The sequence below is a fragment of the Luteibacter sp. CQ10 genome, assembly GCF_040900725.1.
Taxonomy (GTDB): domain Bacteria; phylum Pseudomonadota; class Gammaproteobacteria; order Xanthomonadales; family Rhodanobacteraceae; genus Luteibacter.
In genome coordinates this window covers 199,798-224,624 of record NZ_JAEUYM010000006.1, presented here as the reverse complement: position 1 = coordinate 224,624, position 24,827 = coordinate 199,798, and the positions used below count along the sequence as shown (strand labels likewise).

At 62.4% G+C, this 24,827-nt stretch carries 21 protein-coding genes and 1 pseudogene; 11 read left to right on the top strand and 11 right to left on the bottom strand.

What is annotated here, in order from left to right:
* Position 1: 1 nt before the first annotated feature.
* The 5 genes from JNG39_RS19910 (at position 2) to JNG39_RS19890 (ending at position 6,120) form a co-directional block, all read left to right on the top strand.
* A complete protein-coding gene (locus JNG39_RS19910; protein ID WP_368313700.1) occupies positions 2-1,414 on the top strand; it encodes a mannose-1-phosphate guanylyltransferase/mannose-6-phosphate isomerase in 1,413 nt (470 codons plus the stop codon).
* Positions 1,411-2,487: an acyltransferase family protein gene (locus JNG39_RS19905; protein WP_368313699.1), complete on the top strand. Its 1,077-nt coding sequence runs from the start codon at positions 1,411-1,413 to the stop codon at positions 2,485-2,487. Before JNG39_RS19910 ends, JNG39_RS19905 begins: the two co-directional genes overlap by 4 nt.
* Positions 2,488-2,538: 51 nt before the next feature.
* Positions 2,539-3,567 carry an acyltransferase gene (locus JNG39_RS19900; RefSeq protein WP_368313698.1) on the top strand — a complete coding sequence of 343 codons (1,029 nt, stop codon included), beginning with the start codon at positions 2,539-2,541 and terminating at the stop codon, positions 3,565-3,567.
* A 39-nt stretch (positions 3,568-3,606) separates the two neighbouring features.
* Positions 3,607-4,692 carry an acyltransferase family protein gene (locus JNG39_RS19895; RefSeq protein ID WP_368313697.1) on the top strand — a complete coding sequence of 362 codons (1,086 nt, stop codon included), beginning with the start codon at positions 3,607-3,609 and terminating at the stop codon, positions 4,690-4,692.
* Between the two features lie 297 nt (positions 4,693-4,989).
* Complete coding sequence (locus JNG39_RS19890; protein ID WP_368313744.1) at positions 4,990-6,120, top strand: acyltransferase family protein; 1,131 nt, start codon at positions 4,990-4,992, stop codon at positions 6,118-6,120.
* A 465-nt stretch (positions 6,121-6,585) separates the two neighbouring features.
* Here JNG39_RS19890 and JNG39_RS19885 read toward each other — a convergent pair whose 3' ends face one another.
* The 7 genes and pseudogenes from JNG39_RS19885 to JNG39_RS19855 all read right to left on the bottom strand — a co-directional run bounded on the left by JNG39_RS19885 (position 6,586) and on the right by JNG39_RS19855 (position 13,646).
* A complete protein-coding gene (locus JNG39_RS19885; RefSeq protein ID WP_368313696.1) occupies positions 6,586-7,941 on the bottom strand; it encodes a phosphomannomutase in 1,356 nt (451 codons plus the stop codon).
* 61 nt (positions 7,942-8,002) lie between these two features.
* Positions 8,003-8,449: pseudogene (locus JNG39_RS19880) on the bottom strand (acyltransferase); the annotation flags it as partial.
* 23 nt (positions 8,450-8,472) lie between these two features.
* Positions 8,473-10,302: a glutamine--fructose-6-phosphate transaminase (isomerizing) gene (glmS, locus tag JNG39_RS19875; RefSeq protein WP_368313695.1), complete on the bottom strand. Its 1,830-nt coding sequence runs from the start codon at positions 10,300-10,302 to the stop codon at positions 8,473-8,475.
* Positions 10,303-10,317: 15 nt separating this feature from the next.
* Positions 10,318-11,688 carry a pyridoxal-phosphate dependent enzyme gene (locus JNG39_RS19870; RefSeq protein WP_368313694.1) on the bottom strand — a complete coding sequence of 457 codons (1,371 nt, stop codon included), beginning with the start codon at positions 11,686-11,688 and terminating at the stop codon, positions 10,318-10,320.
* 202 nt (positions 11,689-11,890) lie between these two features.
* Entirely contained in the window at positions 11,891-12,127 is a 237-nt protein-coding gene (locus tag JNG39_RS19865; protein ID WP_345780013.1) for a YdcH family protein, read from the bottom strand.
* A gap of 305 nt (positions 12,128-12,432) precedes the next feature.
* Positions 12,433-13,101, bottom strand: a complete 669-nt coding sequence (locus JNG39_RS19860; protein ID WP_368313693.1) for a DUF4398 domain-containing protein — start codon at positions 13,099-13,101, stop codon at positions 12,433-12,435.
* Positions 13,101-13,646 (bottom strand): DUF4398 domain-containing protein, encoded by a 546-nt coding sequence (locus JNG39_RS19855; protein WP_368313692.1) that lies wholly within the window; start codon positions 13,644-13,646, stop codon positions 13,101-13,103. Before JNG39_RS19855 ends, JNG39_RS19860 begins: the two co-directional genes overlap by 1 nt.
* A gap of 92 nt (positions 13,647-13,738) precedes the next feature.
* On the opposite strand from JNG39_RS19855, the gene JNG39_RS19850 reads away from it, so the two are divergent.
* Positions 13,739-14,848, top strand: a complete 1,110-nt coding sequence (locus tag JNG39_RS19850; RefSeq protein WP_368313691.1) for a PilT/PilU family type 4a pilus ATPase — start codon at positions 13,739-13,741, stop codon at positions 14,846-14,848.
* 112 nt (positions 14,849-14,960) lie between these two features.
* Here the strand turns inward: JNG39_RS19850 and maiA are convergent, their stop codons facing one another.
* Entirely contained in the window at positions 14,961-15,605 is a 645-nt protein-coding gene (maiA, locus tag JNG39_RS19845) for a maleylacetoacetate isomerase (RefSeq protein WP_368313690.1), read from the bottom strand.
* A 236-nt stretch (positions 15,606-15,841) separates the two neighbouring features.
* Between maiA and JNG39_RS19840 the strand changes: the two genes are divergently transcribed.
* From JNG39_RS19840 to JNG39_RS19830, 3 genes are all read left to right on the top strand, one after another.
* Positions 15,842-17,023: a phosphoglycerate kinase gene (locus JNG39_RS19840; protein ID WP_368313689.1), complete on the top strand. Its 1,182-nt coding sequence runs from the start codon at positions 15,842-15,844 to the stop codon at positions 17,021-17,023.
* A complete protein-coding gene (locus tag JNG39_RS19835) occupies positions 17,023-17,658 on the top strand; it encodes an HAD hydrolase-like protein (RefSeq protein WP_368313688.1) in 636 nt (211 codons plus the stop codon). Before JNG39_RS19840 ends, JNG39_RS19835 begins: the two co-directional genes overlap by 1 nt.
* A 95-nt stretch (positions 17,659-17,753) precedes the next feature.
* Positions 17,754-18,068, top strand: a complete 315-nt coding sequence (locus JNG39_RS19830) for a hypothetical protein (protein ID WP_368313687.1) — start codon at positions 17,754-17,756, stop codon at positions 18,066-18,068.
* A gap of 20 nt (positions 18,069-18,088) precedes the next feature.
* On the opposite strand, the gene JNG39_RS19825 is transcribed toward JNG39_RS19830, so the two are convergent.
* A complete protein-coding gene (locus JNG39_RS19825; RefSeq protein WP_368313686.1) occupies positions 18,089-20,155 on the bottom strand; it encodes an acyltransferase family protein in 2,067 nt (688 codons plus the stop codon).
* A gap of 90 nt (positions 20,156-20,245) precedes the next feature.
* Positions 20,246-22,297 carry a transketolase gene (tkt, locus tag JNG39_RS19820; protein WP_368313685.1) on the bottom strand — a complete coding sequence of 684 codons (2,052 nt, stop codon included), beginning with the start codon at positions 22,295-22,297 and terminating at the stop codon, positions 20,246-20,248.
* Between the two features lie 221 nt (positions 22,298-22,518).
* Here tkt and JNG39_RS19815 point away from each other — a divergent pair, with 221 nt between their 5' ends.
* Both JNG39_RS19815 and JNG39_RS19810 read left to right on the top strand, forming a co-directional pair.
* A complete protein-coding gene (locus JNG39_RS19815; protein ID WP_368313684.1) occupies positions 22,519-23,247 on the top strand; it encodes an outer membrane beta-barrel protein in 729 nt (242 codons plus the stop codon).
* Between the two features lie 210 nt (positions 23,248-23,457).
* Positions 23,458-24,042: a porin family protein gene (locus JNG39_RS19810; protein ID WP_144914861.1), complete on the top strand. Its 585-nt coding sequence runs from the start codon at positions 23,458-23,460 to the stop codon at positions 24,040-24,042.
* 87 nt (positions 24,043-24,129) lie between these two features.
* Here the strand turns inward: JNG39_RS19810 and JNG39_RS19805 are convergent, their stop codons facing one another.
* On the bottom strand, positions 24,130-24,825 hold the full coding sequence (locus JNG39_RS19805; RefSeq protein ID WP_368313683.1) for a VIT family protein: 696 nt from the start codon (positions 24,823-24,825) through the stop codon (positions 24,130-24,132).
* Between the last annotated feature and the right edge of the window lie 2 nt (positions 24,826-24,827).

Here is a 24,827-nt window from a genome sequence, read left to right as displayed (position 1 = left end):
CATGCTGATTCCACTCATCCTTAGCGGCGGAAGCGGTACCCGGCTTTGGCCGATTTCTCGCCGCAATTTGCCCAAGCAGTTTCTTACGCTCGCAGGGCGCGAAACGCTTTTCCAGCAAACGTTGCGGCGTGCTGCGGCGCTGGAGGGCGCATCCTCGCCGATCGTCGTCGCGAGCGACGATCATCGCTTTCTTGCGGCAGAACAGCTCCAGGATCTCAAGATCGTCGATGCGAACATTCTCCTCGAACCGATAGCGCGCAACACTGCGCCCGCTATCGCGGTCGGAGCGCTCCAAGCCATGGCGCGGTCCTCCGAGGCCCTTATCCTTGTGCTGCCCGCTGACCATCTGATTGGCGATGACACCTCCTTCGCAGATGCCGTAACAAAGGCCCTTCCTCTCGCAGGAGAGGGCTTGCTCGTCACTTTCGGTATCCGACCCGATCGAGCAGAGACCGGTTTTGGCTATATCCGCAGAGGAGCGCCACGCGGCAAGTCCGCCTTTGACGTGGCGCAATTCGTAGAGAAGCCGTCCACCGACGTTGCGGAAAAATACCTGGAAAGCGGCGAGTATGATTGGAACTCCGGCATGTTCCTGTTCAAGGCATCGAGCTATCTCGACGAACTGGAAAAGTACGCACCCGATATGCTCGTGGCAGCCAAAGCGGCATTCCTGGGGGCCAATATCGACCTTGACTTCATTCGCCTGAACTCTGAAGCCTTCACGGCCGCAAGAAGTGATTCAATCGACTACGCGGTCATGGAAAAGACCTCACGCGCGGTCGTTGTTCCTGTCGATTGCGGCTGGAGCGACATCGGCTCTTGGGATGCGCTTTGGCTGGCGGGATCAAAGGACCGCAACGGCAACCACATCGAAGGTGACGTCATAGCGCTCGATACCAACGGCTGCCTCGTCCGATCACATGACCGCCATCTCGTCGCCACCATCGGCCTCGAAGACATCGTCGTCGTCACGACACCCGACGCGACTTTGGTAGCACGGCGCGACGCTTCCCAGGATGTCAAGAAAATCGTCGACCTACTCAAGTCTGCAGATCGTACAGAGCATGAGTTACATCGGGTGGTACGTCGCCCGTGGGGCAGTTACGATTCGCTGGAATCAGGAGATCGCTTTCAGGTTAAGCGCATCATCGTGAAGCCCGGCGCCTCTCTAAGCTTGCAGATGCACCACCACCGCGCCGAGCATTGGATCGTCGTCAAAGGCGTTGCGGAAGTCACCTGCGACGAAAAGGTATTTCTCCTGGCGGAAAATGAGAGCACTTATCTGCCCCTAGGCGCCAAGCATCGACTTCGCAACCCCGGAAAAGTACCCGTGGAACTGATCGAAGTACAATCCGGCAGCTACCTGGGCGAGGATGACATCGTGCGTTTCGACGATGTCTATGGTCGAGCTTGACGGCGCCGGCACACAGCCCTGCCTGGCAAGAGCGCGGGCATTCCCGCTCCCTGGGCAAGCTGCTCGACGAAAGATCGCGAGGTAGCGACAACAATTTCTTGGCACTTCGGCTATTGGCGGCGCTGGCTGTCGTCGTGGGGCATTCATTCCCACTTGCACCGACGCCTTGCCTAGGCTGCAAGGATATTCTTCGTGAAGCTGGCTCACCCGTCCCTCTACACGGCATGGGCGTCCTCATATTCTTCGCGATTAGCGGCTTCCTGATTCTCCGCAGCGCGACACAGCACCGCCTGATCGATTTCGCTCGTGCCCGCGTGCTTCGCATACTTCCCGGGCTGGCGATATGTGCCGTAGTCATGGCACTCGTCATCGGGCCGCTGTACAGCGCGTACTCCTTCACCGAATATCTAACTCGCAGCGAACCGTATTCCTATATTTTTCGTATCGTGACTTTCGCTCGTTACGTGCCTTTCGGGCTCCCAGGCGTCGTATTCACGGCGACTGCCAATGGAAGTACCGTGAACGGTAGCCTTTGGACGATTCCGCTTGAAGTTCGCCTTTATGTCCTTGCAGCCCTCGCAGGCTTGTCGATACGCCATTTGCGTATCCCTGGCCTGGTCACGATAGGCATCCTGACACTTCTTAGCGGCTGGACTGACCTGAGCTTTATCGTTCCGAATGAGGACGACTACAGACTCGCCTGGATGTTTGCTATCGGAGCAAGCATGTACACCGCGCGTCGATGGATCCCCATGCACGCGCTGATATGCATTGGGCTTATAGTCTCTTGGCGAGTATGCCGTGAAACGGCTGCCGGGCCGGCCTTGTTCAACGTCATGGTTGCCTACTCGACGCTTTATGTCGCGTTTCTACCGGCAATGCGGATGCCGACATACGTAAAAGATTATTCGTATGGCATCTATCTATATGCATTTCCTCTCCAGCAGGTGATTTCACACATGCTCCCCAGCATCGGGCCGTATGGTCTGATGGCGCTGTCTTTACCTCTAAGCTGCCTGGCCGGCGTGCTCTCATGGAAACTCATCGAAGAGAAAGCGCTTCGCTGGAAGTAAACCTGGGCGTACACTAAGCCAAAGAGATCGTCTGCACCTAGGGGAATATCGATGCGGTCGGCCGAGACAAGAGAACGTGCATTTGGTATGGACGTAACGCGCGCTGCTGCCTGCGCCATGGTGGTTCTGTTGCACGTGGCAGCCACTTATTTCTACTCTTTCGGGCCGCTGTGGATCCCGGCGCTGATTTATGATGCTTTCACGCGCGGCTGCGTGCCCATATTCATCATGTTGTCCGGCGCCCTGCTTTTGCCGAAAGAAGAGCCCATTTCGCTATTCTTCCGAAAACGTGCATTCCGCATCATACCGCCGCTCGTCTTCTGGACCATCGTCTATGTCTCTCTCTTCGGGGAAAGATCCGTTTCCTTGAGCGACCAGCTTGGTACATACCTCACTCGGCCGTATGGTCACCTCTGGTACTTCTACGTACTTATCGGGCTCTATCTCTCGGCGCCATACCTTGGGAAAATGTTTCGAGCCTCCAATGAGCGAGAGACCAGAATTTTTCTCATACTCTGGTTTTTCTTCGCATGCGTTCTCGAGCAATTAAGGATCATTTACTCGCCTCAATTCAAACCCGAGACCGTCTTTGGTACTCAGCTATTCTCTGGTTACCTTGGCTTTTTCGTTCTGGGTGCGTACTTGCAACAGTATGGCAAGATCGCAACCCCGAAACGTCGATGGACCTGCGTCATTGCCTTCACCGGTGCCTCTGCCGCTACGGCATGCCTGACCTACGTTCATTCAATGCACGTAGGCAAACCCGAAGAGTCGTTCTATTTTTCTTACCTGACCCCATTGGTGGCAGTAGCAGGAATGTCCGCATTTGCATTCTTTTCGAGCATCACATCACTGCCTAACTACCTCGCCACCCCCATTGCCATGATATCCGACTGCTCGCTGGGCATTTATTGCGTGCATGTCATGATTATTTCGTTCTTCGTAGAGCGGTTGCACATGGCGGATTTTTTCCACACGACCTGGTTCAAGATTCCTCTGCTATGGGCAGCAATCTTTCTTTCCGCGACGAGCCTGATTTATCTGGTGCGAAAAATTCCGCTCATGAGGTACGTGGCCTGATAGCGTGACCCTTGTCCGATTACTAACGGAAGCACCTGCTTGACCTATAGAAATCCATGGCTAGACGTTTGCCGTTCTCTGGCGATTTGCTTAGTCATGCTCTCGCATGGACGTGTCTACGTACTCCCCCTCGCTCCAGACGCCAACTGGCTTAAGTTCGGCGGATTCCTGGGGGTGGAACTTTTTTTTGTGCTTTCCGGTTTTTTGATCGGCGGCATCATGTTGCGCGAAGTTGATCGAAGCGACCGTCCTTTTTCCTGGATTCCGCGATTCTGGGCGCGCCGATGGCTACGTACCTTGCCGAACTACTTCCTATTCCTGGCTTTGAACGCGGCCATCGCGGGCAATATACGTCCAGCGGATCTGACACATGCATTGAGTTATTTGTTTTTTATGCAGAACCTTTCATGGCCACCGCGGTCGTTCTTCATCGAATCTTGGTCCCTATCCGTCGAAGAAATCTTCTATCTGGTTACTCCTTTGGTGGTTGCCACGGCTTGGGCTATGGGTGCAACACGACGCAATTCGATACTGCTGACGGCCGCAACCATCGTCCTGATTTCGACTAGTGCACGCATAGTCGCCGCTAAATGGCTCGGACTATCATTTACCGATATTCGCACCATTGTGGTTTTACGTCTGGATGCCATCATGGTCGGGGTCCTCCTAGCCGGAATTGCCAGTGCAGGGTCGATGGCAGCCTCGCGTATCAGAATCGGCGCGGTAGCGTTGCTGCCTCTTTTCGCGCTTGCAGCATGGATATCAGGCCTGCCCGACGGGGCACTCAATGCCAGTCTTACGGCCAAAGTGGGGTTATTTCCACTCGCTTCCGTTGGATGTGCGGCATTGATCCTTACCGGTAGCTCGTCTCTGAAGCACGTACCCCGTTATCTGGACTCGATCACGTCGCGGGTTGCTCGATGGTCTTATTCCGCTTACTTGGTCAACGTGCCATTGCTTGCGGGCTTACACGCACTGGCACCTGTACCCAACGGGGCCGCGGGCTGCATCAGCATGTGGCTAAGCTACTTTACGGGAACGTTTCTCATCTCGTCCGCAATCTACCGGATTTATGAGAGGCCGCTCTTGCGCTGGCGCGACCGAATGACCTTCGCGGAAAGTTAAATTTAGCTATTGTGGGAGAGAACGATCCCGGCAACAATGGCAAACGCCAATGGCGATGTCGAATTCCGACGATCACGGGCAATGGCGTAAGACTCTATTCGTCCGTACCGAAGAACTGCGGCGGGAACGCCATACGCGGACGCTTATTAGAAGACCTTGGCGGCGGCCGGGGTCCACGGAAGTCTAAAAAAAGACAAGCCGACTTTCTTTTCGAATGGATTGCCCCCTTGCCTGGACCCTCTATATGCTTGGAGTTTTGGACGCACAATGACATCGCAAACTGGAAAGCTCGATTGAATCCAGGCTCTTCGAGGCATAGCCGCATTGATGGTCGTCATCGTGCATGACAGATTCGTTCTCCAGGGAACCGAATCCGGGAAAGCAGTGGCTGACACCGTACTTTTTCCGATGGCCATGGGCGTCGATCTATTCTTCCTCATCAGCGGCTTCCTCATGGTGCTGACGACATCGAACTTCGATGGCACGCGGCAGTACGCATGGGTATTCTTCGTCAAGCGCATCGCTAGAATCTGGCCGGTTTATGCCATCGTTTCAGTATTCGTGGTTGCTTTCGAACACAACGGCATCAACGGTTTTTACGACCCTGCCGTCGTAACCCGTTTTCTGGAGGGGCTGGTGTTCTTGCCCCATGACCCAGTGACCACGCCACTTTACTTTCTTATGTCGGTGGATGTTGCCTGGACGCTTTGTTTCGAATTTTATTTCTACGTGGTTTTTGCCGTTGCGATGCTCTTTGGACGCTTTTGCTATCAGATCCTGGCATGCTGGTTTGCGTTAACCCTCATTGCCGTCCTCCTGCTTCGCGCCGGCTTTTCCCTAAGCCTCACCCGGCCCGATCCGATCGATGGGTTCAGGTATGCCAATCTCGCCATATGTCCCATCGTATGGGATTTCGTTTTTGGAATGTTGGCCGCATGGATTTACAAGCGATCCGATATTAAGAGCGCCATTACTATTTATTTAGTCATGGCCGCCGCAATCGGATTCATGCTTGTGAAGTGGACCAGCTTGGGCCTTGCGAATTTTTACGGCCCAGCTGGCTGGGGGGCACCGCTTGCGATAGTGTTCACTGGTATCGCGCTGCTATCCAAGATCGACGAAATAAGGGTTCCAGCATGGTCGGTGTGGCTCGGCGGGATATCCTATTCCCTGTATCTCGTTCATATCTATGTCTTCGCAATGGTGGTAAAGGCGCCGAAGCCTTTTCTCGCACCTGAAGAAGTAACCAGCTATTACTTTATCTTTCGTCCCGTCGCATCGATTGCCGTTGCGTATCTGGTATTTCGATTTATAGAAAAACCGACTTCGGACTGGCTACGCCGGGCACTTCTGAGAATAACGATGGGCGGGGTACGCCGACCGCACTCTACCTCGCCTTCCGATCCTTCTCCCGCAGGCCCCCCGTAGAGGACCAGACCCGGCCCAGGCATTCAGCGTCCAGCCGCCCAATCTGCCAAGCGCTCCTCGACGCGTCGTTGTATATCCTTCTCAGTAACAGCTACGCCACTGAAGTGCTCTTGTGCTCGGCCACGGTGAGAAACCGTGGCCGCCCACTGCCAGTCGTTCAATCGGCGGTGGGCCTCGACGACAATGCCGTACGAGACGCCCTCCGACGTCGTCCATATGAAAGAAGTAGTCATGCGCTGCCCGTCGCGTTATGACGTCATTCTCCAATCTTGAGAATCAGAGCACAAGAAAAACCTCAATCTCTCACGCCCCGCCTTCACATAATCTTTGCATGCATGAGCGGATGGGTGACGCGGATTAGGGCATGGTGCGTAACTCATGCCCCACTTTTAACGTGGCGTAGAGCACACCCGCGTCGACCGGGAAAACCGATGCATCCGCTGCGGCGAACTGCCCCCGTGCCGCTTAAAAATGACCCTCGCCACCGATGACGCGACCGATGTCTTCCGTACGCTGGCGCATCAGGTCCTTGTCCCCCCTCGATTCGACGTTGAGCCGAAGCAGAGGTTCCGTGTTCGACGAGCGGAGATTGAACCGCCAATTGCCAAAATCCACGCTGATGCCATCGACATGGGACACGGCCAGGGCATCCGCGCCAAAGACATCCATCACCCTGGATACGGCAGCATGCGCATCGTCAACCCTGAAGTTGATTTCCCCGCTGCACGGGTAAGCAGCCATGCGCGCTTCCAGCATGGCCGCGAGGGTTCCACCTTCGCGAGATAGCCGCTCGGCGACGAGCAGCCAAGGGATCATGCCTGAGTCGCAATGGGCAAAATCGCGGAAATAGTGGTGGGCACTCATTTCGCCGCCGTAGATGGCATCCTCCGCGCGCATGCGCTCCTTGATGAAAGCGTGCCCGGTCTTGCTTTCGATGGGAACGCCACCGGCACTCTCCACCATGTCGATGGTGTTCCAGGTAAGACGCGGGTCGTGGATGATCTTCGCGCCGGGATGCTTTTCGAGCAGCTGCGCCGCCAATAGCCCGACGATGTAATAGCCCTCGATGAACTCACCCTTCGCGTCGAAGAGGAAACACCGGTCGAAGTCCCCATCCCATGCGATGCCGAAATCGGCGCCGTGCGCCCTCACCGCCTCGGCCGTGGCCGCTCGATTCTCTGGCAGCAAAGGGTTGGGAATGCCGTTTGGAAAGCTCCCGTCCGGCTCGTGGTTCACTCGGATGAACTGAAGCGGCAGATGCGGCTCGAGCAGATCGACGATAGCCCCCGCGCCGCCGTTACCGGCATTCACCACCACCTTCAACGGCCGAAAAGCCGAAGCATCGACGTATCCCAACAGGTGCTGGATATAGGCCGACTTATCGTGATCGTGGGTCACCTTGCCCCGAGATGTCGATACCGGTCCGAAGGCGTCTTCTTCCACCATCCGCTCGATCTCGCGCAGCCCCGTGTCGCCGCTGATCGGCCGGGCGCCTTCGCGCACCAGCTTCATGCCGTTGTAGTCGATGGGGTTATGGCTGGCCGTCACCATGATGCCGCCGGCAACACCGCGGTGGAATGTCTGGAAATAGACCTCCTCCGTACCGCACAGCCCGATATCGATGGCGTCGCGGCCTTCGTCGTTCAGGCCTCGCACGATCGCGTCGGCAAACGCAGGGCTGTCGCGCCGGATGTCGAACCCAACCACCACCGCGCCCTCGCCCACCGTGCGCGCGAACGCACGGCCCAGCCGGTAAGCGATGTCTTCGTTCAGCTCGTCGGGTACGCGGCCACGGATGTCGTAGGCCTTGAAACACTTCATGGGGGAGTCTTCGCCAGTCGTGAAGGCTCCATTCTCGTCCCGACGTATCGCCGACTCAACCGTCGTCGACCTGCCCTATGACCCGGGCCGGATTCCCCGCCACGATAGCCCCCGCCGGCACAGGCCGAGTGACCACCGCACCCGCGCCGACCATCGCGCGCTCGCCGATCTCGATCCCCGGGAGGATGGTCGCTCCGCCGCCGATCGAGGCCCCTCGTCGGACGACGGTCTGCGGAAACCCTTCGTCAGGATGCACCCGCGAACGCGGAAACCGATCATTCGTGAACGTGACATTCGGCCCGATGAACACATCATCCTCAATCCGCAGCCCATCCCACAGCTGCACGCCGCTCTTGACCGTCACCCGGTTACCCACCACCACGTCGTTCTCGACGAAGCAATGCGAGCAGATGTTGCAATCCTGGCCGATGACGGCACCCGGAAGGATCACCACGAACTGCCACACCCGCGTCCGCGCCCCGATGGCCGACGATTGCACGTCGGCCATCGCGTGAATGAACGGCGCGTCCGTCACTCCACCGTCACCGACTTGGCCAGGTTGCGCGGCTGGTCCACATCGGTTCCTCGCTGCACCGCCACGTGGTAAGCCAGCAGCTGCATCGGCACGGTGAACACCGCCGGGGCGATGAGATCGCCGCCACCGTCCACGCGGACCATCGCCACGTGCTCGGTGCCGTCGTCCATCTCGGCGCGCTCGTCGGCGAAGACGATCAGTTCGCCGCCGCGGGCGCGCACTTCCTGCAGGTTCGACTTCAGCTTGTCGAGCAGCGGCCCGTTGGGCGCCACGGCCACGATCGGCATGTTCTCGTCCACCAGCGCCAGCGGGCCGTGCTTGAGTTCGCCGGCCGGGTAGGCCTCGGCGTGGATGTACGAGATTTCCTTGAGCTTGAGCGAGCCTTCCAGCGCCACCGGATACTGGGCACCGCGGCCCAGGAACAACGCGTGCTGCTTGTTGGTGAAATGGTCGGCGATGGCGAGGATCTGCTCCTCACTGCGGAGCGCGTTCTCGATGTAGCGCGGTAGCGATTGCAGTTCCTGGCAGTGCGCGAGGTATTTCGCGTGATCCAGGCCGTGGCGGCGGCCAAGATCGAGCGCCAGCAGGGCGAAGGCGGTCAGCTGCGTGGTGAACGCCTTGGTCGACGCCACGCCGATCTCCGGGCCCGCGCGCGTCATCAGGCGGAGGTCGGATTCGCGCACCACCGACGACTCGGGCACGTTGCAGATGGCGAAGGTGGCGAGGTAGCCGCGGCGGCGCGACTCGCGCATGGCCGCGAGCGTGTCGGCGGTTTCACCCGACTGCGATACCGCCACGAACAAGGTGTTTTCCGGCACCACCACGTCGCGGTAGCGGTATTCGCTGGCGACCTCGACCACCACCGGCATCCGGGCCAGCTCCTCGATCCAGTACTTGGCGACCATGCCGGCGTGGTAGCTGGTGCCGCAGGCCACGATGTGGATGGCGCGGGTCTTGTCGAGGATGGGGTCGGCGTCGATGCCGAAGATATTGGGCAACACGCCGTGCGGGCCGATGCGGCCTTCGAGCGTGTCGGCCACCGCGCGCGGCTGCTCGAAGATTTCCTTCTGCATATAGTGGCGGTATTCGCCACGCTCGACCGAGTCGGCGCTGATTTCGCTCTCGTGCGCGGCGCGGTCGACCGGCTGGCCGTCGATCCCGAACACTTCGACCGTGTCGCGGGTGATCTCAACGATGTCGTCCTCTTCGAGGTACATCATCCGGTTGGTGACCTTGATGAGCGCCTGCGCATCGGAACCGAGGAAGTGCTCGCCGATGCCGATACCCACCAGCAGCGGGCAGCCGCGACGGGCGCCGACGATGCGCTCGGGCTCGTCGAGGCTCATCACGGCGATGGCGTAAGCACCCTCCAGCTGGCGCACGGCCGCGGTCACGGCTTCGCGAAGGGATTTGCCCGCCTGCACGTGCTCGTCGATCACCGCGCCCATCACTTCGGTGTCGGTTTCCGAATGGAACGTGCGGCCCTTGGCTTTGAGCGACTCGCGCAGGCTGGCGTGGTTCTCGATGATGCCGTTGTGCACGATGGCGATACGGCCCTGCACGTGCGGATGCGCGTTGCTCTCGCTGGGCACGCCATGCGTTGCCCAGCGGGTGTGCGCGATGCCGGTGCCGCCCGGAATCGGGTCCGCCTCGTAGAGGGCCTCCATCTCGCGGACCTTGCCCTTGGCGCGCACGCGTCGGATCTCGCCCGACTCGGCGATGGCCATGCCCGCGGAGTCGTAGCCGCGGTATTCCAGCGCCTTCAGGCCGGCAATGAGGATGGGAGCGATGTCACGCTGCGCGACGGCGGCGACGATTCCACACATGGCACGATTCCCCTGTCAGTTGACTTTGCGACGCAGGTAGTTGAGCAGATCGATGCGGGTGATGAGGCCCAGGAACCGCTCACCGTCGACCACGATGGCGACATGCCCTTTCTCGAAGACCGGCAGCAAGGCCTCGATGGGCGAGGTGACCTGGATCATCTCCGGGGAGGCGATCATCGCCGTGGACACCGGGTCGCGGAACTTCGCGGTATCGGCGTGCACGTGCAGCAGCACGTCGGATTCGTCGAGGATGCCGACGATGCGGTCGCCGTCCATCACGGGGAGCTGGGAGACGTCGTAGAGCTTCATGCGGTTGTACGCGGTGATCAGCATGTCGTCCGGCTTGATCACCACGGTGTCGCGCTGCGCGTACGGGCGCAGGATCAGATCGCGCAGGTCGCCGAATTGCTCACGCTCCAGGAAGCCGTTGTCGAGCATCCAGTAGTCGTTGTACATCTTCGACAGGTACTTGTTGCCCGTATCGCACACCAGCGTCACCACGCGCTTGGGCGTGGTCTGCTCCTTGCAGTATTTCAGCGCCGCGGCGAGCAGCGTGCCGGTGGACGAACCGCCGAGCACGCCCTCCTTGCCCAGCAATTCGCGCGCGGCCATGAAGCTTTCCTTGTCGCTGATGGCGTAGGCCTTGTTCACCATCGAGAAATCGCTGATCGACGGGAGGAAGTCCTCGCCGATGCCCTCCACCATCCAGCTGCCGGACTTCTCCGACAGCGTGCCCTCGTTGATGTACTGGGCGAGGATCGAGCCGACCGGGTCGGCGAGGACGATTTCCGTGTTCGGCGAGTGCTCGCGCAGGTAGGCGGTGAGCCCACTCATGGTGCCCGACGAACCGCAGCCGACCACGATGGCGTCGACCTTGCCATCGAGTTGTTCGAGGATTTCCGGACCCGTGGTCAGCAGGTGCGCCTTCGGGTTGTCCGGGTTGCCGAACTGGTTGATGAAGTAGGCCCCCGGGGTCTCGCGCGCGATCCGCTCGGCCATGTCCTGGTAGTACTCCGGGTGGCCCTTGGCGACGTCGGAGCGGGTGAGCACCACCTCGGCGCCCATGGCCTTGAGGTTGAAGATCTTCTCGCGACTCATCTTGTCGGGCACGACGAGCACCAGGCGATAGCCTTTCTGCTGGGCCACCAGGGCGAGGCCCAGGCCCGTGTTGCCGGCCGTACCCTCCACCAGGGTATCGCCCGGCTTGATCTTTCCGGCGCGCTCGGCGCCCTCGATCATCGACATGCCGATGCGATCCTTCACCGAACCGCCCGGGTTGGCGCTTTCCAGCTTGAGGAAGAGTTCGCAACAGCCGGTGTCCAGGCGCTGGGCGCGCACCATCGGGGTGCGGCCGATCAGGTCGAGGACACTGTCTTGAACTTTCATGGGTACTCCGTACTGAATTTCGCGAGGCCCCTTCGACCTCGCACATGGGCGCACATGATAAAGGGTGTCGCCTCCGGGCGATGCCCGGCGAACGGCCGAGGCGGAATGGCGTAGCGAGGAGCGTCACGCGCCGCTCAGGTTCGCTGGTGAACGGCCACGAAAAAGGGCGCGTTTCCGCGCCCTTTCGTCGGTGCCGGTGGCGTCAGTGATGCCGCGACGCCTGCCATTGATCCCACATTCGTTGGAGTTGCTTCTTGGCCTGCAGCTTCTCGTTCTTCAACCGGGCCAGTTCCTCGTCGCCGAGCGGAAGACATCCGCGTCCGGCTTCGTCGAGCTTGTCGTTGAGTTCCTGGTGGCGGTAGTAGAGGCGACGGGTGTCCTTGTCGGTGCCGATGAAATTCTGGACGTCGTCGCGCTGCTGGTTTTCGAACATAGCCATGCTCCTCGCGTGGGGGCCGGCCCGGTCGGGCCGGTCGTGAGGGGAGCCATGCGGATACGGCTTCGCACCGGAAGTGGGATGGATCGCGATGCGGTGTGCCTGGATGAGAATCACGCATGCTCCGAGAGACCCCGTCTCGTGCTTTTTTCGTGACGGGAGGTCCAAGCTACTCCGCTCAAGAACGGGCCGCAAGAGCGAATATTCTCAATCCCTGGCGTATTAATTTCTTTCGTAACAATTATTTACGGTCCACTCAATAAAGCGGCCCGCCCCGTTCGCACGGAGCGGGCCGCGGTGTGGAGCGATCAGTTACCGCCGGATTTCTTGGACTTTTTCGGTGCCGAGGTGGCCGGCGTGTTGGCGGGGGCTCCGCCATCGGACGAGTTGAGGTCGCGCATGGCACGCGCCGCGGCTTCCGCCAGGGCGGCCTGCTTCTTGGCCGCATTGGCCACGCGGGCCTGGGCGGCGGCGACCTGCCTGGCTTTGTCGCCCTCGGCCTTGGCCTGCTCCAGCGCCTGGGAATACTCCACGCCCTGCTGCTGCAGGCGGGCGGCCTCTTCCTGGATCATCTGGTTCTGCATCCGCTGCTGCTCGAGCTGGCGACGCGCCATCTCGGTATCCAGGCGGCTGGCCTCGAGCAGGATGGCGTCGTGCTCGCGATCGAGCTGCTGACCCTTCGCCTGGGCGTCCTGTAGCTGGGCGGCCGCCTTGGCGATGTCGATGCGGCGCTCGGCGATGTACAGGTAATGGGCGTGCTCCTTGTCCTTCGGACGGAACTGGGCCATCTGGTTGATCGCCTCGCGGGCCCGGGCCTGTTCGGCCTGGGCGTAATTGCCCAGCATCGGATCGCTGGCCAGTTGCTCGAGGCTGGAATTGAGGCGGCGCAAGTCGAGGTCGTCGGTGGCGGCCGCCGCCGTGCCGACCGCGCAGGCCAGCGCCATGGCGCACGAGAGAAGGAGGGTATGGCGCTTCATCACTGCTGGCCTCCCTGGTTGTCGTTCAGGGGCTGGGTTTCGCCGCCCGGCGGGGGCGGAGGCATGTTGCCGCTGTCGGCGGGCGCCTCGGGCAGCACGGTTTCCGATTCCTGCACGTTGTTGGGAATCGGCACGGTGTCGTTGGCGTGGTTGTCGATCATCTCGACGCGCATGCGCGAGTTTTCCTTGCTCTTGGCCTGGTTCTGGGCGCGGGCGGCACCCAGGCGGGCCTTGGCCCGGGCCAGTTCGCTGTCGGCGGCCGATTCGTCGGCCAGGAGCGCGGCCTCGTCATACTTGCGACTGGCCATGGCTTTTTGCGCCTGGCTGAATTTTCCTTGCGCCATGTCGAGGTCGACAGGCGCATAATCGGCGGCTCCCGCGTCCCTGGCGGCCTGCAACTGGGACAGGGCCTGGTTCATGGTGCCGTTCGGGGGTGGCGTGCTGGCGCAACCGGCCAGCGTGGCGATCGCAAGGCCCAGCGCGGCCGTGGCAAGGAGCCGGCGGCCCCGGCGGTACGGGGCTTTCGACGGCAAGTTGTGCACCATCACTCGTTCCTCTTACAGATTTGCGAGATATTGTCGATATACATGGTCGGTGAGACCTGTCTCGATTGTAATGCGAACCCCGGGGGGTTTAGGTGGATATTGGTTATTTCCTGAAGCTCATGGTGGACAAGGGTGCGTCGGACATGTTCCTGACGACCGGAGCCCCCGTGAACATCAAGGTGGAAGGCAAGCTCTACCCGTTGGGCAACACCGGCCTGCCCAGTGGCATGGTCAAGAAGATCGCCTACTCCCTGATGGACGAAGGCCAGGTCCCCCAGTTCGAGCGCGACCTGGAACTGAACATGGCCCTGGCCGTGAAGGAGGCCGGGCGGTTCCGCATCAACGTGTTCAAGCAGCGCGGCGAGATCGGCATGGTCATCCGTGCCATCAAGAGCGAGATCCCCTCGCTGGAAGAATTGCGCCAGCCGGCCATCTTCCGCGAACTGGTCATGGAGCCGCGCGGGCTGATCCTGGTGGTGGGCGCCACCGGTTCGGGCAAGTCGACCACCCTGGCCGCCATGCTCGACCACCGCAACCAGAACACCTCGGGGCACATCCTCACCATCGAGGACCCCATCGAATACCTGCACCGGCACAAGCGCTCCATCGTGAACCAGCGTGAGGTGGGCCTGGATACCCACAGTTACCACGAGGCGCTGAAGAACGCGATGCGCGAGGCGCCGGACGTCATCATGATCGGCGAGATCCGCGACACCGAGACCATGGAGGCGGCCATCGCCTTCTCGGAAACCGGTCACCTCTGCCTGGCCACGCTCCATTCAAACAACGCCGACCAGACGCTCGAGCGAATCCTCAACTTCTTCCCCGAGTCGGCCCACAAGAACGTGCTGATGAATCTCGCCCTGAACCTGCGCGCGGTGATCAGCCAGCGCCTGGTGATCGGCAAGGACGGCCGTCGCGTGCCGGCCACCGAGGTGCTGCTCAACACCCCGCTCATTCGAGACATGATCCGCCGCGGCCAGATCCACGAGGTGAAGGACGCCATGGACCGTAGCCTCCAGGAAGGCATGCAGACCTTCGACCAGTCGCTCTACCGGCTCTACAAGGACGGCCAGATCACCCTCGAGGAGTGCCTGTCCAAGGCCGATTCGCGCGATGGGCTGGCGCTCAAGATCCGCCTGTCGGAAGGCTCGTCGGGGAACGAGTTCGCGTCGAGCGATCCGTATGGGATCGGGGTCTGAGCGGACCCGCTTCACCGCCTTGTTGGCTTTTCGCCGATGCGATCGGCTCCCACCCCTTCGGTAGCAACGTCGCTACCGAAGGGGTGGGAGCCGATCGCATCGGCGAATGGTTTCAGGGAGCGTCGGGCTGCATGTCGGGCGCGGCCTTCCTGAAGGCTTCCAGTTCCTGGCAAGCCGCCACCACCCGCCGGATGAGTGGATACGGGCCAAGATCGAGCTCCCAGCGCACCGCGTTGTAGTACTGCGGCACGAGGCAGCAATCGGCGATGGTGGGGGTGTCCCCATAGCTGAAGCGGCCCATCGGCCCCTGCGCCAGCAGCGCCTCCAGCCCGTCGAAGCCATTCCGGATCCACTTCCGGCTCCATGCCGCCTTGGCTTGCGCATCGGCCCCAAAATCCGCCTCGATCGCCTTGAGCACGCGCAGGTTGCCCAGCGGATGCACGTCGGTGGCCACGGCCAGCGCCAGTTCGCGCACGCGCGCCCTGCCCTTCGTGTCCGGCGGCAACAACGGCGTATCGGGATAGGCCTCTTCCAGGTACTCGAGGATGCCCATCGACTGGCGCACCACGAAGTCGCCATCCACCAGGGCGGGCAACTGGGCTTGCGGGGAAATCTCGCGATAGGCCGGTTTGAGGTGTTCGCCGCCGTCGTTCACCAGGTGCACGAGGCGCGGCTCGTAGGCCAGGCCCTTGAGGTTCAACGCGATGCGGATGCGATAGGCGGCGCTGGAGCGCCAGTAGGTGTAGAGGGCGAGCATGGGGACTCCGTGGTGGATCCGTGGATTCTATCCATCCAGGCCTCGCAAGCCTTGCCGCGCTGCCGCGCGGTTCGCCGATGCGATCGGCTCCCACCCCTACGGCAGGACGGTTGCTACCGAAGGGGTGGGAGCCGATTGCATCGGCGAATCCGGGGGTCGAAACCGCCGAGATTTGCGCCATGCCGTCCCACCCAAGGACAATTGCGGTCTACCCCACACCACGCCCCGGAGCCAACGTGTCCGTCATCCGCATGCAAGACCTCGACCTGCGCGGCAAGCGCGTGCTGATCCGCGAAGACCTGAACGTGCCGGTCGAGAACGGCCGCATCACCTCCACCCAGCGCCTCGACGCTTCCCTGCCCACCATCGTCGCCGCCCGCGACGCCGGTGCGAAGGTCATGGTCATCTCCCATCTGGGCCGACCGAAGGAAGGCGAATTCGACGAAGCCTCGTCGCTGAAGCCCGTGGCCGAGTGGCTGGGCGACAAGCTCGGCAAGCCCGTTCGCCTCGAGCGCGATTACCTCGACGGCGTGGACGTCGCCGACGGCGAGGTGGTGGTGCTGGAAAACTGCCGCATGAACGTCGGCGAGGGCAAGGATGACGAGGCCCTGTCGAAGAAATACGCCGCGCTCTGCGACGTCTTCGTCATGGATGCCTTCGGCACCGCCCACCGTGCCCAGGCCTCCACCCACGGCGTGATCCGCTTCGCACCGGTGGCCGCGGCGGGTCCGCTGCTCGCCAAGGAGCTCGACGCGCTGGGCAAGGCCCTGGAAAACCCGGCCCACCCGTTGCTGGCGATCGTCGCCGGCTCGAAGGTATCCACCAAGCTCGACCTGCTGCAGAACCTGGTCGGCCGCGTCGACCAGCTCATCGTCGGCGGCGGCATCGCCAACACCTTCATCCTCGCCGCAGGCCATAAGGTCGGCAAGTCGCTGGTCGAAGCCGACCTGATCGACACCGCGAAGAAGATCATGGCCGACGCGAAGTCGCGCGGCGCCGAGGTGCCGGTGCCGACCGACGTCGTGGTCGCCACCGAATTCGCCGCCACCGCCAAGGCGACGGTCAAGGCCGTCGACCAGGTCGGTGACGACGAGATGATCCTCGACATCGGTCCGGATACCGCCGCGCGCTACGCCGAGCTGATCGCCAAGGCCGGCACCGTCGTGTGGAACGGCCCGGTCGGCGTGTTCGAGTTCGACGCCTTCGGCAAGGGCACCGAAACCCTCGCCCGCGCCATCGCGGCGTCGAAGGCGTTTTCCATCGCCGGCGGCGGCGACACCCTGGCTGCCGTCGACAAGTACGGCATCGAGGACGGCGTGTCCTACATCTCCACCGGCGGTGGCGCCTTCCTCGAATTCCTCGAGGGCAAGGAACTCCCGGCCGTGGCCGCCCTGAAGGCACGGGCGGACGCGACGTAATGCTTTTTCTTTTCGACCTCGACGGCACGCTGATCGACTCGGAAATCGGCATCCTCTCGGGCGTGCGCCACTCGCTGGCGCACGTCGGAGCCGACATCCCGGACGACACCATCCTACGTGGCTGGATCGGACCGCCGCTGCGCGTGAGCTTCGGCGAAGTGCTCGGCCACGACCGGCACGACCTCATCGAGGCCGCCGTCACGGCCTACGGTGAACGGTTTCGCGACGTGGGCTGGTCCGAACATACGGTCTACGACGGCATCCCGGAAACGATCGCGGCGCTGGAGGCCGCCGGCCACCACCTCGCGATCGTCACCAGCAAGACGCGTTCGCACGCCGAGCGCATCATTCCCCACCTGCCTTTCGGCGCGGCCTTCCACCGCGTCTATGCGCCCGGTCCGGAAACGGCCCATAGCGAAAAGGCGGAAATGATCGCCGCGGCGTTGGCCGACTTCGGGCATCCGAAAGAGGACGTGGTGATGATCGGCGACCGCCGCTTCGACATCGAAGGCGCCGTGGCCAATGATGTGCGCGGCGTGGGCGTGTTGTGGGGCTTCGGTGATCGCGAAGAGCTGGAACGGGCGGGAGCGTGGAAGACGGTCGGCACGCCTCGTGAGCTCGTCGGGCTGGCCTGACACCGGCAGCGCGAAGCATGGGTTCGCTGCGGAGCCCATGCTTAGCACGGCGCTCATGAGCGTCGACTCGACGATTCATCCATCAAGGAACGAACATGATCCGTATCACCACGATAGCTGCTGCCCTTGCGCTCCTTTCGGCTCCCGCCTTTGCGGCTGGAGCCACGCCGCCGATGTCCTGGGTGCCACCCACGCCCTATGCGGCGCAAACCAAGTCGGCACCCTCCACGAAGTTCCGCGCGAAGTTTGCGGCCCCACAGGCTTATTCCTCGACCACACGCTCGTTATCGCGAGCCGTCGTCGCAGCCGCCGGGGGTGCCGGCATCATATCGATTCGGCATGATGCTGATCTCGACGACATCTCCAACGATGGCACGCGAAATCTCGACATGGTTCCACGCATCCGCTGAAGGCTCGTCCTGCCGCGCAGCTACCTCGCGACCGTTCTCATTGCCGATTCGAATGCAGGAAGCAGCACCTTGTTTCCGTACGCGCTGATATGGTCGCCGTCGAAGAACAGCGGACGGCCGTCCCGGAACCCGTCGCAACGCGGGCCTTCGGGACATAGCGTCGGGAAAGGATCGAACACGGTGGTTCCCGGCACGGCCTTGGCCACCGCGTTCACGGCATCGAGCATGGGTCGGCGAAGTCGCTCGAATTCGGCGCGATCCACGCTCGTGCCTTCGGCACACATGGGATTGGTCTTGGTCCATGCGTCCGCGCAGCGATAAGCCGGCGCGTTGAGAAGCAGGTTGGGCGCTTCGATGACGACGCGGGCGCCTTTTTCGTGGAACCGCGAAACGACCTCGATGGCGCGGTCGACCTCGCCGCTCTGCATGGCGACGGTGTCGGCATGCAGGGCCTGCGCGACGAAGGCATCACGCGGGTACCGAATCCATTGATCGACCAGGCGAGGCATGCGCAACGAGGGCAGGAATACCACGTCGCCCGCCTTCACTCGCGCGAGGACGTCGTTGGCCGCCGTGAGCGAACTCTGTTCGCAATACGCATCGTCCCGGTTCGGTTGCAGGCTGAGGAAGGCACAGCCCGCATTGTTGTAGAGGGTGACGTGCGCACCCGTGCGGGCCACGTAGCCTTCGAACAGCGTTCCGAAGGCCATCGCGTGCGAGTCGCCGACCACGAAGACGTCCGGTCCCTCGACCGGTCGATCGCATGCCACCCGGGCATAGCTGATGCGCTTGCCCTGCGACAGCTCGACCGTCTCCGGCTGAGGTACGCCACAGGCGTCCACGTGCTTCTTCCGTGTCGTGGTCGGATACCAGTCGTCCGCATGCTTCGCCACGGTGCTCAACGACCAGCGGGGCTGGCGGTGGTCGATGAAACGATGCAGCGAGGCGCCGATCACCAATGCCAACAGGCCGCATGCGACCACCGCCATGCGGGGCGCTCGGCGGATACGCGGCGATCGACGGACGGGCTGCTCGATCCATCGCCACGAGAGCCACGCCAGCAAGACGGTGATGGCCACGGCCGCCAGCCGTTCCGGCCACGCGCCCAGCCCAACTGTCCATCGGAACAACACGAAGACCGGCCAATGCCAGAGATAGAGCGAATACGACATGGCGCCGATGAAGCGCATGGGCGGCGCACTGAGCAGACGCACCGGCCACACCGAAGCGGGCTGGCCGTGCAGCGCGCCGAGCGCGAGCGCCGTTCCCGCCACGGCCCATAGCGCGCCCGGCACGGGAAACGATTCCGGTTGCGAGGTCCACAAGCCATAAGCCATCAGGCAAAGGCCGGCGATGCCAGCCGCCGCCTTCCCGGATGAGGCCGGTGCGGTGTCGGCCGTATCGAACCTGCGTCCGGCGCAAGCCATCGCCTGGTACAGCACGACGCCGGTGGCGAGCTCCCAGAATCGCGAGGCGAGAAGGTAGAACGCCGCCTGGCTGTCCGCCGTGCCCAGCCACCAGGCGTGCACCAGCGACACCACGCCCAGCGTGATGGATGCGACCAAGGTGATGGGGCGCCAACGGCCGCCGAAGCTCCACGCCCAGAACAGCACCGGGAACAGGAGGTAGAACTGCTCCTCCACGCCCAACGACCACGTGTGCGTGTAGGGATTGAATTCCGTGATGGGCGAGAAGTAACTGTTCGCGTTGTGCGCCAGCACGATGTTGCTGAAACCGAAGAAGGCGAAGCGCCCCGTCTTCTGGTTGTGTTCGCTCAGCCAGGCCTCGGGAATGAACAGTGTCGCGGCCAGCGTCGTCGTGAGCAGGCATGCCAGCAGCGCCGGCGCGATGCGCTGGAACCGACGGGCCAGGAAATACGTCCAGAACGACGGCAGCGACGTGCGTTCCCGCAGTCCCACCGACGCGCTCACCACGAAACCGGAGATGACGAAAAACACGTCCACGCCCGCGAAGCCGCCGGGCAACCAGGCGGCGTGCAGGTGATAGAGCACCACCGAAGCCACCGCGATGGCACGAAGGCCGTCGATGTAGGGAAAGTAGGCGTGTGGGGAACGCGGGGTAGTCATCGGAACGGCGGGCGAATCGACCTATGGGGTAACCATCAAACACAAGGGGCTCCCTCGCGGGAGCCCCTTGTGTTCATCGTTTCAAACGGCTTACTTGATCACGCCCTTCACCGCGTCGATCACCGCCGTGGTGGTGATGCCGAAGTGCTCGTAGAGCTTCTCGATGGGAGCCGACGCGCCGTAGGTGGTCATGCCGACGGTCTTGCCGTCGAGGCCGACGTACTTGGCCCAGAAGTCGACGCTGGCCGCTTCCACCGCCACGCGGGCGCGGCACCACGACGGCAGCACGCCTTCGCGGTATTCGACCGGCTGGGCGTCGAATTCCTCGGTGCACGGCATCGAGACGACGCGGACCGAATAGCCGTTGCCGTTCAAGCTGGCCGCGGCTTCCACCGCCATGCCCACTTCGGAACCGGTGGCGATGATGATGGCCGACTTCGCCAGGTTCTTCTCGGAGAAGTTCTCCGGCTCGACCAGCACGTAGCCGCCCTTCTCGATGTTCGCCACTTGTTCCGCCGTGCGCGGGTTGTGCTTCAGCGTCTGGCGCGAGAAGACCAGGCACGACGGGCCGCCGGTGGCGTGCTTGTCGTGCTTGACTACCTTGCGCTCGATCGCGACCTTCCACGCCACCGCCGATTCGACCGCGTCGGCCGGACGCCACACGCGATTGTTCGGGATCAGGCGCAGCGCGCCCAGGTGTTCCACCGGCTGGTGGGTGGGACCGTCTTCGCCCAGACCGATCGAATCGTGTGTGTACACGTGAATCACGTGTGCCGGGATCAGCGCCGCCATGCGCACGGCGTTACGCGCGTAGTCGGAGAAGGTGAGGAAGGTGGCGTCATAAGGGATGAAACCGCCATGCAACGCGAGGCCGTTGGCGATGGCGCTCATGCCGAACTCGCGCACGCCGTAGTGCACGTAGTTGCCGGCCGTGCCGGTGACGCTCTTCGCGCCCTTCCAGATGGTGAGGTTCGAGGGAGCGAGGTCGGCGGAGCCGCCGAGCAGTTCCGGCAGCACGGGACCGAACGCGTCCAGCGACATCTGCGACGCCTTGCGCGACGCGACCGCCGGGCCTTCGGACTGCATCTTGTTGACGAAGGCCATGGCCGTCTCGTGCCAGTTCTTCGGCAGGTCGCCTTCGACGCGGCGCTTCAGTTCGGCAGCCAGTTCGGGATGGGCCTTTTCGTAGGCAGCGAACTTCTCGTTCCAGGCCTTTTCCGCGTCGCCGCCGGACTTCTTCGCATCCCAGGACGCATAGATCTCGTCGGGAATCTCGAACGGGCCGTAATTCCAGCCCAGCTTCTCACGCGTGAGCTTGACTTCGTCGGCACCGAGGGCGGCACCATGCGACGCCTCCTTGCCTTCCTTGTTCGGCGAACCGAAACCGATGATGGTCTTGCAGATCACCAGCGAGGGCTTCTCGCTCTGCGCGGTGGCCTTCGCGAGCGCCTTCTTGATGGCGTCGGCGTCGTGGCCGTCGACCGGCTTGCCGTCGTCGCCCATCACCACGTTCCAGCCGTAGGCCTCGAAGCGCTGCTGGGTGTTGTCGGTGAACCACTCGTACACTTCACCGTCGATGGAAATACCGTTGTCGTCGTACACCGCCACGAGCTTGCCGAGCTTCAGCGTGCCGGCGAGCGAGGCCACCTCGTGCGAGATGCCTTCCATGAGGCAGCCGTCGCCGACGAACACGTAGGTGTGATGGTCGACGATGTCGTGGCCCGGACGGTTGAACTGCTCGGCGAGCAGCTTTTCGGCGAGGGCGAAGCCTACGGAATTGGCCAGGCCCTGGCCGAGCGGACCGGTGGTGGTCTCCACGCCCGGGGTCATGTGCCACTCGGGGTGGCCCGGCGTGCGGGAATTCAGCTGACGAAAGTTCTTAAGCTCGCTGATCGGCAGGTCGTAGCCGGTCAGGTGCAGCAATGCGTATTGCAGCATCGAGCCATGGCCGTTCGAAAGCACGAAGCGATCGCGGTTGAGCCAATGCGGGTTGGACGGATTGTGGTGCAGGAAGTCGCCCCACAGCACTTCGGCGATGTCGGCCATGCCCATGGGCATGCCGGGATGACCGGAATTGGCGGCTTGCACACCATCCATGGCCAGGGCGCGGATCGCATTGGCGCGTTCGCGGCGTGTCGTCATCGGCGTTCTCCAATTAGGGGCATGTGGAAAACCGTCATTGTCGCGCATCGGATGGCAGCTTGTCGTGAGGCCGCCTGGAGCCGGGGAAGTTAACCTCGGCTTAATCTTTTCATCCGCATTTCTGAATTTCTTCAGGTTCGAGGCGCTCTAATCGACCCCGGTCATCGCACTCCCCCACCCCAAGTAGCGATGGCCGCCCCGAAAAAAAGAGGAATATTCCCATGAAGAAGGCAGCTCTTGCCCTTGCGGTTTCTTGCGTTTCGTTCGCGGCCGTCCCGGCCTTCGCCCAGGACAACTCGGCCGTTTCGGGCAACTACCAGCCCAGCCAGTCGGTCGGTAGCGGCAACTGGTTCATCGGCGCCAACGTGGGTCGCACCAACGGCAGCGACACCGGCGGCTTCGGCAGCGACACCAGCGGTTTCAATCCCCTGCACGGTAACAAGGGCCGTCGCACGGGCTACGGCGTTCTCGGCGGCTACCGCTGGAAGGTCGGCCCCGATCTCGGCCTGGGCCTCGAGGCCGGCTATGCGGATCTGGGCAACTATCGCGTGAAGAACGTCTTCGAAGAAGATCAGGACGTCAACCAGAAGGCCACCAAGAACGCCCTGCGTGGCTGGATGGTCGGCGTGAACGGCAAGATCAACCTCGTGCCGCAGTGGTACATCAGCATGCACGGCGGCCTCTTCTGGTCGAACGACAACAACAACAACTACAACAACAGCCTGAGCCAGGACCTCGGCTTCTCCAACGGCGGCCGCGACGGTCGCGGCAGCTGGTATGCCGGCCTTGGTACCGGTTGGGACATCAACGAGCACTTCGGCGTAGGCGTGAGCTACGACTACTTCCACGCCAATGCCGGCAAGGTGCGCGACAACACCACCGGCGAGGTCAGCACGGGCCTCAAGCGCTCCACCGGCATCGTGTCGCTGGCCGGCGAATACCGCTTCTAAACACCGAAGCCTTGTGGCGCAACGCATTGAGCCGCGGCGGGCAACCGTCGCGGCTTAATCGTTTCTTAATATTGAACTAAGCGGTATTGAATTCCTGCCAGAGCGCCACATCTAAGGTCCGACGCACGACACCCCGCCGTGCGCAGGCAGCGTAGACGACATCCCCCTAGGTCGCCGCCGCTCAAAAAAATAAAGCAGGAGAGTTCCACCATGAAGAAGACCCTCATCGCCCTTGCCCTCGTGGCCGCCGGCGCCGTCGCCGCACCCGCCTTCGCACAGGACGCCAATGGCGCCGGTGGCTGGTTCGTCAACGGCAACGTCGGCCGCACCTCCGTCGACAAGGGCCGCTACGATGGTCACGACACGGGTTACGCACTGAATGGCGGTTATCGCTGGACGGTGTCGCCGTGGGCCGCGCTCGGCGTCGAAGTGGGCTACAACGACCTCGGCAACATCAACGCCAAGAGCCTGTTCAACGGCAACCGCGTGGTCGACCGCCGCAAGTCCGAGCTGCATGGCTGGACGGCCGGCGTGAACGGTCACTTCAACATCACCCCGCAGTGGTACGTGAGCGCCCGCGGTGGCATCTACGGTTGGCAGGGCCATGGCCTGAGCAACGACGACCTCGATCGCCACAGCATCGACAAGACCAGCTGGTATGCCGGTGCGGGCGTGGGTTACGACTTCAGCAACAACTGGAGCCTGGGCATCAACTACGACCATTACGATGCCGACAAGCACGGTGTCGACCTGTCGACAAACATGGCCTCGATCAGCGCGGAATATCGCTTCTGATACATGAAAAAGGCCGGCGGCGAAGCCGGCCGTTGGTCGCCGAAACCCCCGGGGCGTCGTCCCGGGGGTTTCTTTTTTTCGAACCCGCTAGGCGGCCCCGCCGAAAAGCGTTCCTACCAACGTGGTGATCGCCATGGCGAGCGCGCCCCATACGGTGATTCGCAACGCGCCCACGCGAACGCTCGCGCCCCCGGTGCGAGCCGCGATGCCGCCGAGCACGGCGAGAAACACCAGTGCGGTGAGGAAAACCCATCCCAGCAGGCCGGATGCGGGCGCCCACGCGACGACGAGCAGCGGACAAGCGGCACCGGCGGCGAAGCTGATCGCGGACGCGGCCGCCGCCTGGAGGGGACGTGCCCTCAGCGTGGCGGTGATGCCCAGCTCGTCGCGGGTGTGCGCATCCAGTGCGTCGTGTGCCATCAATTGCTCGGCCACCTGGCGAGCCAGTGACGGGTCGAGCCCACGCCCGACGTAGATGGCGGCCAGTTCCTTGTGCTCGCCTTCCACGTCGTTCGCGAGTTCTTCCTTTTCACGCGCCAGATCGGCGTTCTCGCTATCGGCCTGCGACTGGACCGATACGTATTCGCCTGCCGCCATCGACATGGCGCCGGCCATCAGCCCGGCCGTGCCCGCGGTCAGGATCGCCGATGGCGTGGCATGGGCCGCCGCTACGCCCATCACCAGGCTGGCCGTCGACACGATGCCGTCGTTGGCGCCGAGAACGGCGGCCCGCAGCCAGCCCATGCGTCCGGTGGCATGACGCTCGCGGTGAAGGTAAGGCATCG

What these genes read in the sequence shown, in the direction of transcription:
- JNG39_RS19910 (WP_368313700.1), top strand. Translation starts at nt 2, where the DNA reads ATGCTGATTCCACTCATCCTTAGCGGCGGAAGCGGTACCCGGCTTTGG.
- JNG39_RS19900 (WP_368313698.1), top strand. Translation starts at nt 2,539, where the DNA reads ATGCGGTCGGCCGAGACAAGAGAACGTGCATTTGGTATGGACGTAACG.
- JNG39_RS19885 (WP_368313696.1), bottom strand. Translation starts at nt 7,941, where the DNA reads ATGAAGTGTTTCAAGGCCTACGACATCCGTGGCCGCGTACCCGACGAG.
- glmS (WP_368313695.1), bottom strand. Translation starts at nt 10,302, where the DNA reads ATGTGTGGAATCGTCGCCGCCGTCGCGCAGCGTGACATCGCTCCCATC.
- JNG39_RS19870 (WP_368313694.1), bottom strand. Translation starts at nt 11,688, where the DNA reads ATGAAAGTTCAAGACAGTGTCCTCGACCTGATCGGCCGCACCCCGATG.
- JNG39_RS19865 (WP_345780013.1), bottom strand. Translation starts at nt 12,127, where the DNA reads ATGGCTATGTTCGAAAACCAGCAGCGCGACGACGTCCAGAATTTCATC.
- JNG39_RS19860 (WP_368313693.1), bottom strand. Translation starts at nt 13,101, where the DNA reads ATGAAGCGCCATACCCTCCTTCTCTCGTGCGCCATGGCGCTGGCCTGC.
- JNG39_RS19855 (WP_368313692.1), bottom strand. Translation starts at nt 13,646, where the DNA reads ATGGTGCACAACTTGCCGTCGAAAGCCCCGTACCGCCGGGGCCGCCGG.
- maiA (WP_368313690.1), bottom strand. Translation starts at nt 15,605, where the DNA reads ATGCTCGCCCTCTACACCTACTGGCGCTCCAGCGCCGCCTATCGCATC.
- JNG39_RS19835 (WP_368313688.1), top strand. Translation starts at nt 17,023, where the DNA reads ATGCTTTTTCTTTTCGACCTCGACGGCACGCTGATCGACTCGGAAATC.
- JNG39_RS19830 (WP_368313687.1), top strand. Translation starts at nt 17,754, where the DNA reads ATGATCCGTATCACCACGATAGCTGCTGCCCTTGCGCTCCTTTCGGCT.
- JNG39_RS19825 (WP_368313686.1), bottom strand. Translation starts at nt 20,155, where the DNA reads ATGACTACCCCGCGTTCCCCACACGCCTACTTTCCCTACATCGACGGC.
- tkt (WP_368313685.1), bottom strand. Translation starts at nt 22,297, where the DNA reads ATGACGACACGCCGCGAACGCGCCAATGCGATCCGCGCCCTGGCCATG.
- JNG39_RS19815 (WP_368313684.1), top strand. Translation starts at nt 22,519, where the DNA reads ATGAAGAAGGCAGCTCTTGCCCTTGCGGTTTCTTGCGTTTCGTTCGCG.
- JNG39_RS19810 (WP_144914861.1), top strand. Translation starts at nt 23,458, where the DNA reads ATGAAGAAGACCCTCATCGCCCTTGCCCTCGTGGCCGCCGGCGCCGTC.
- JNG39_RS19805 (WP_368313683.1), bottom strand. Translation starts at nt 24,825, where the DNA reads ATGCCTTACCTTCACCGCGAGCGTCATGCCACCGGACGCATGGGCTGG.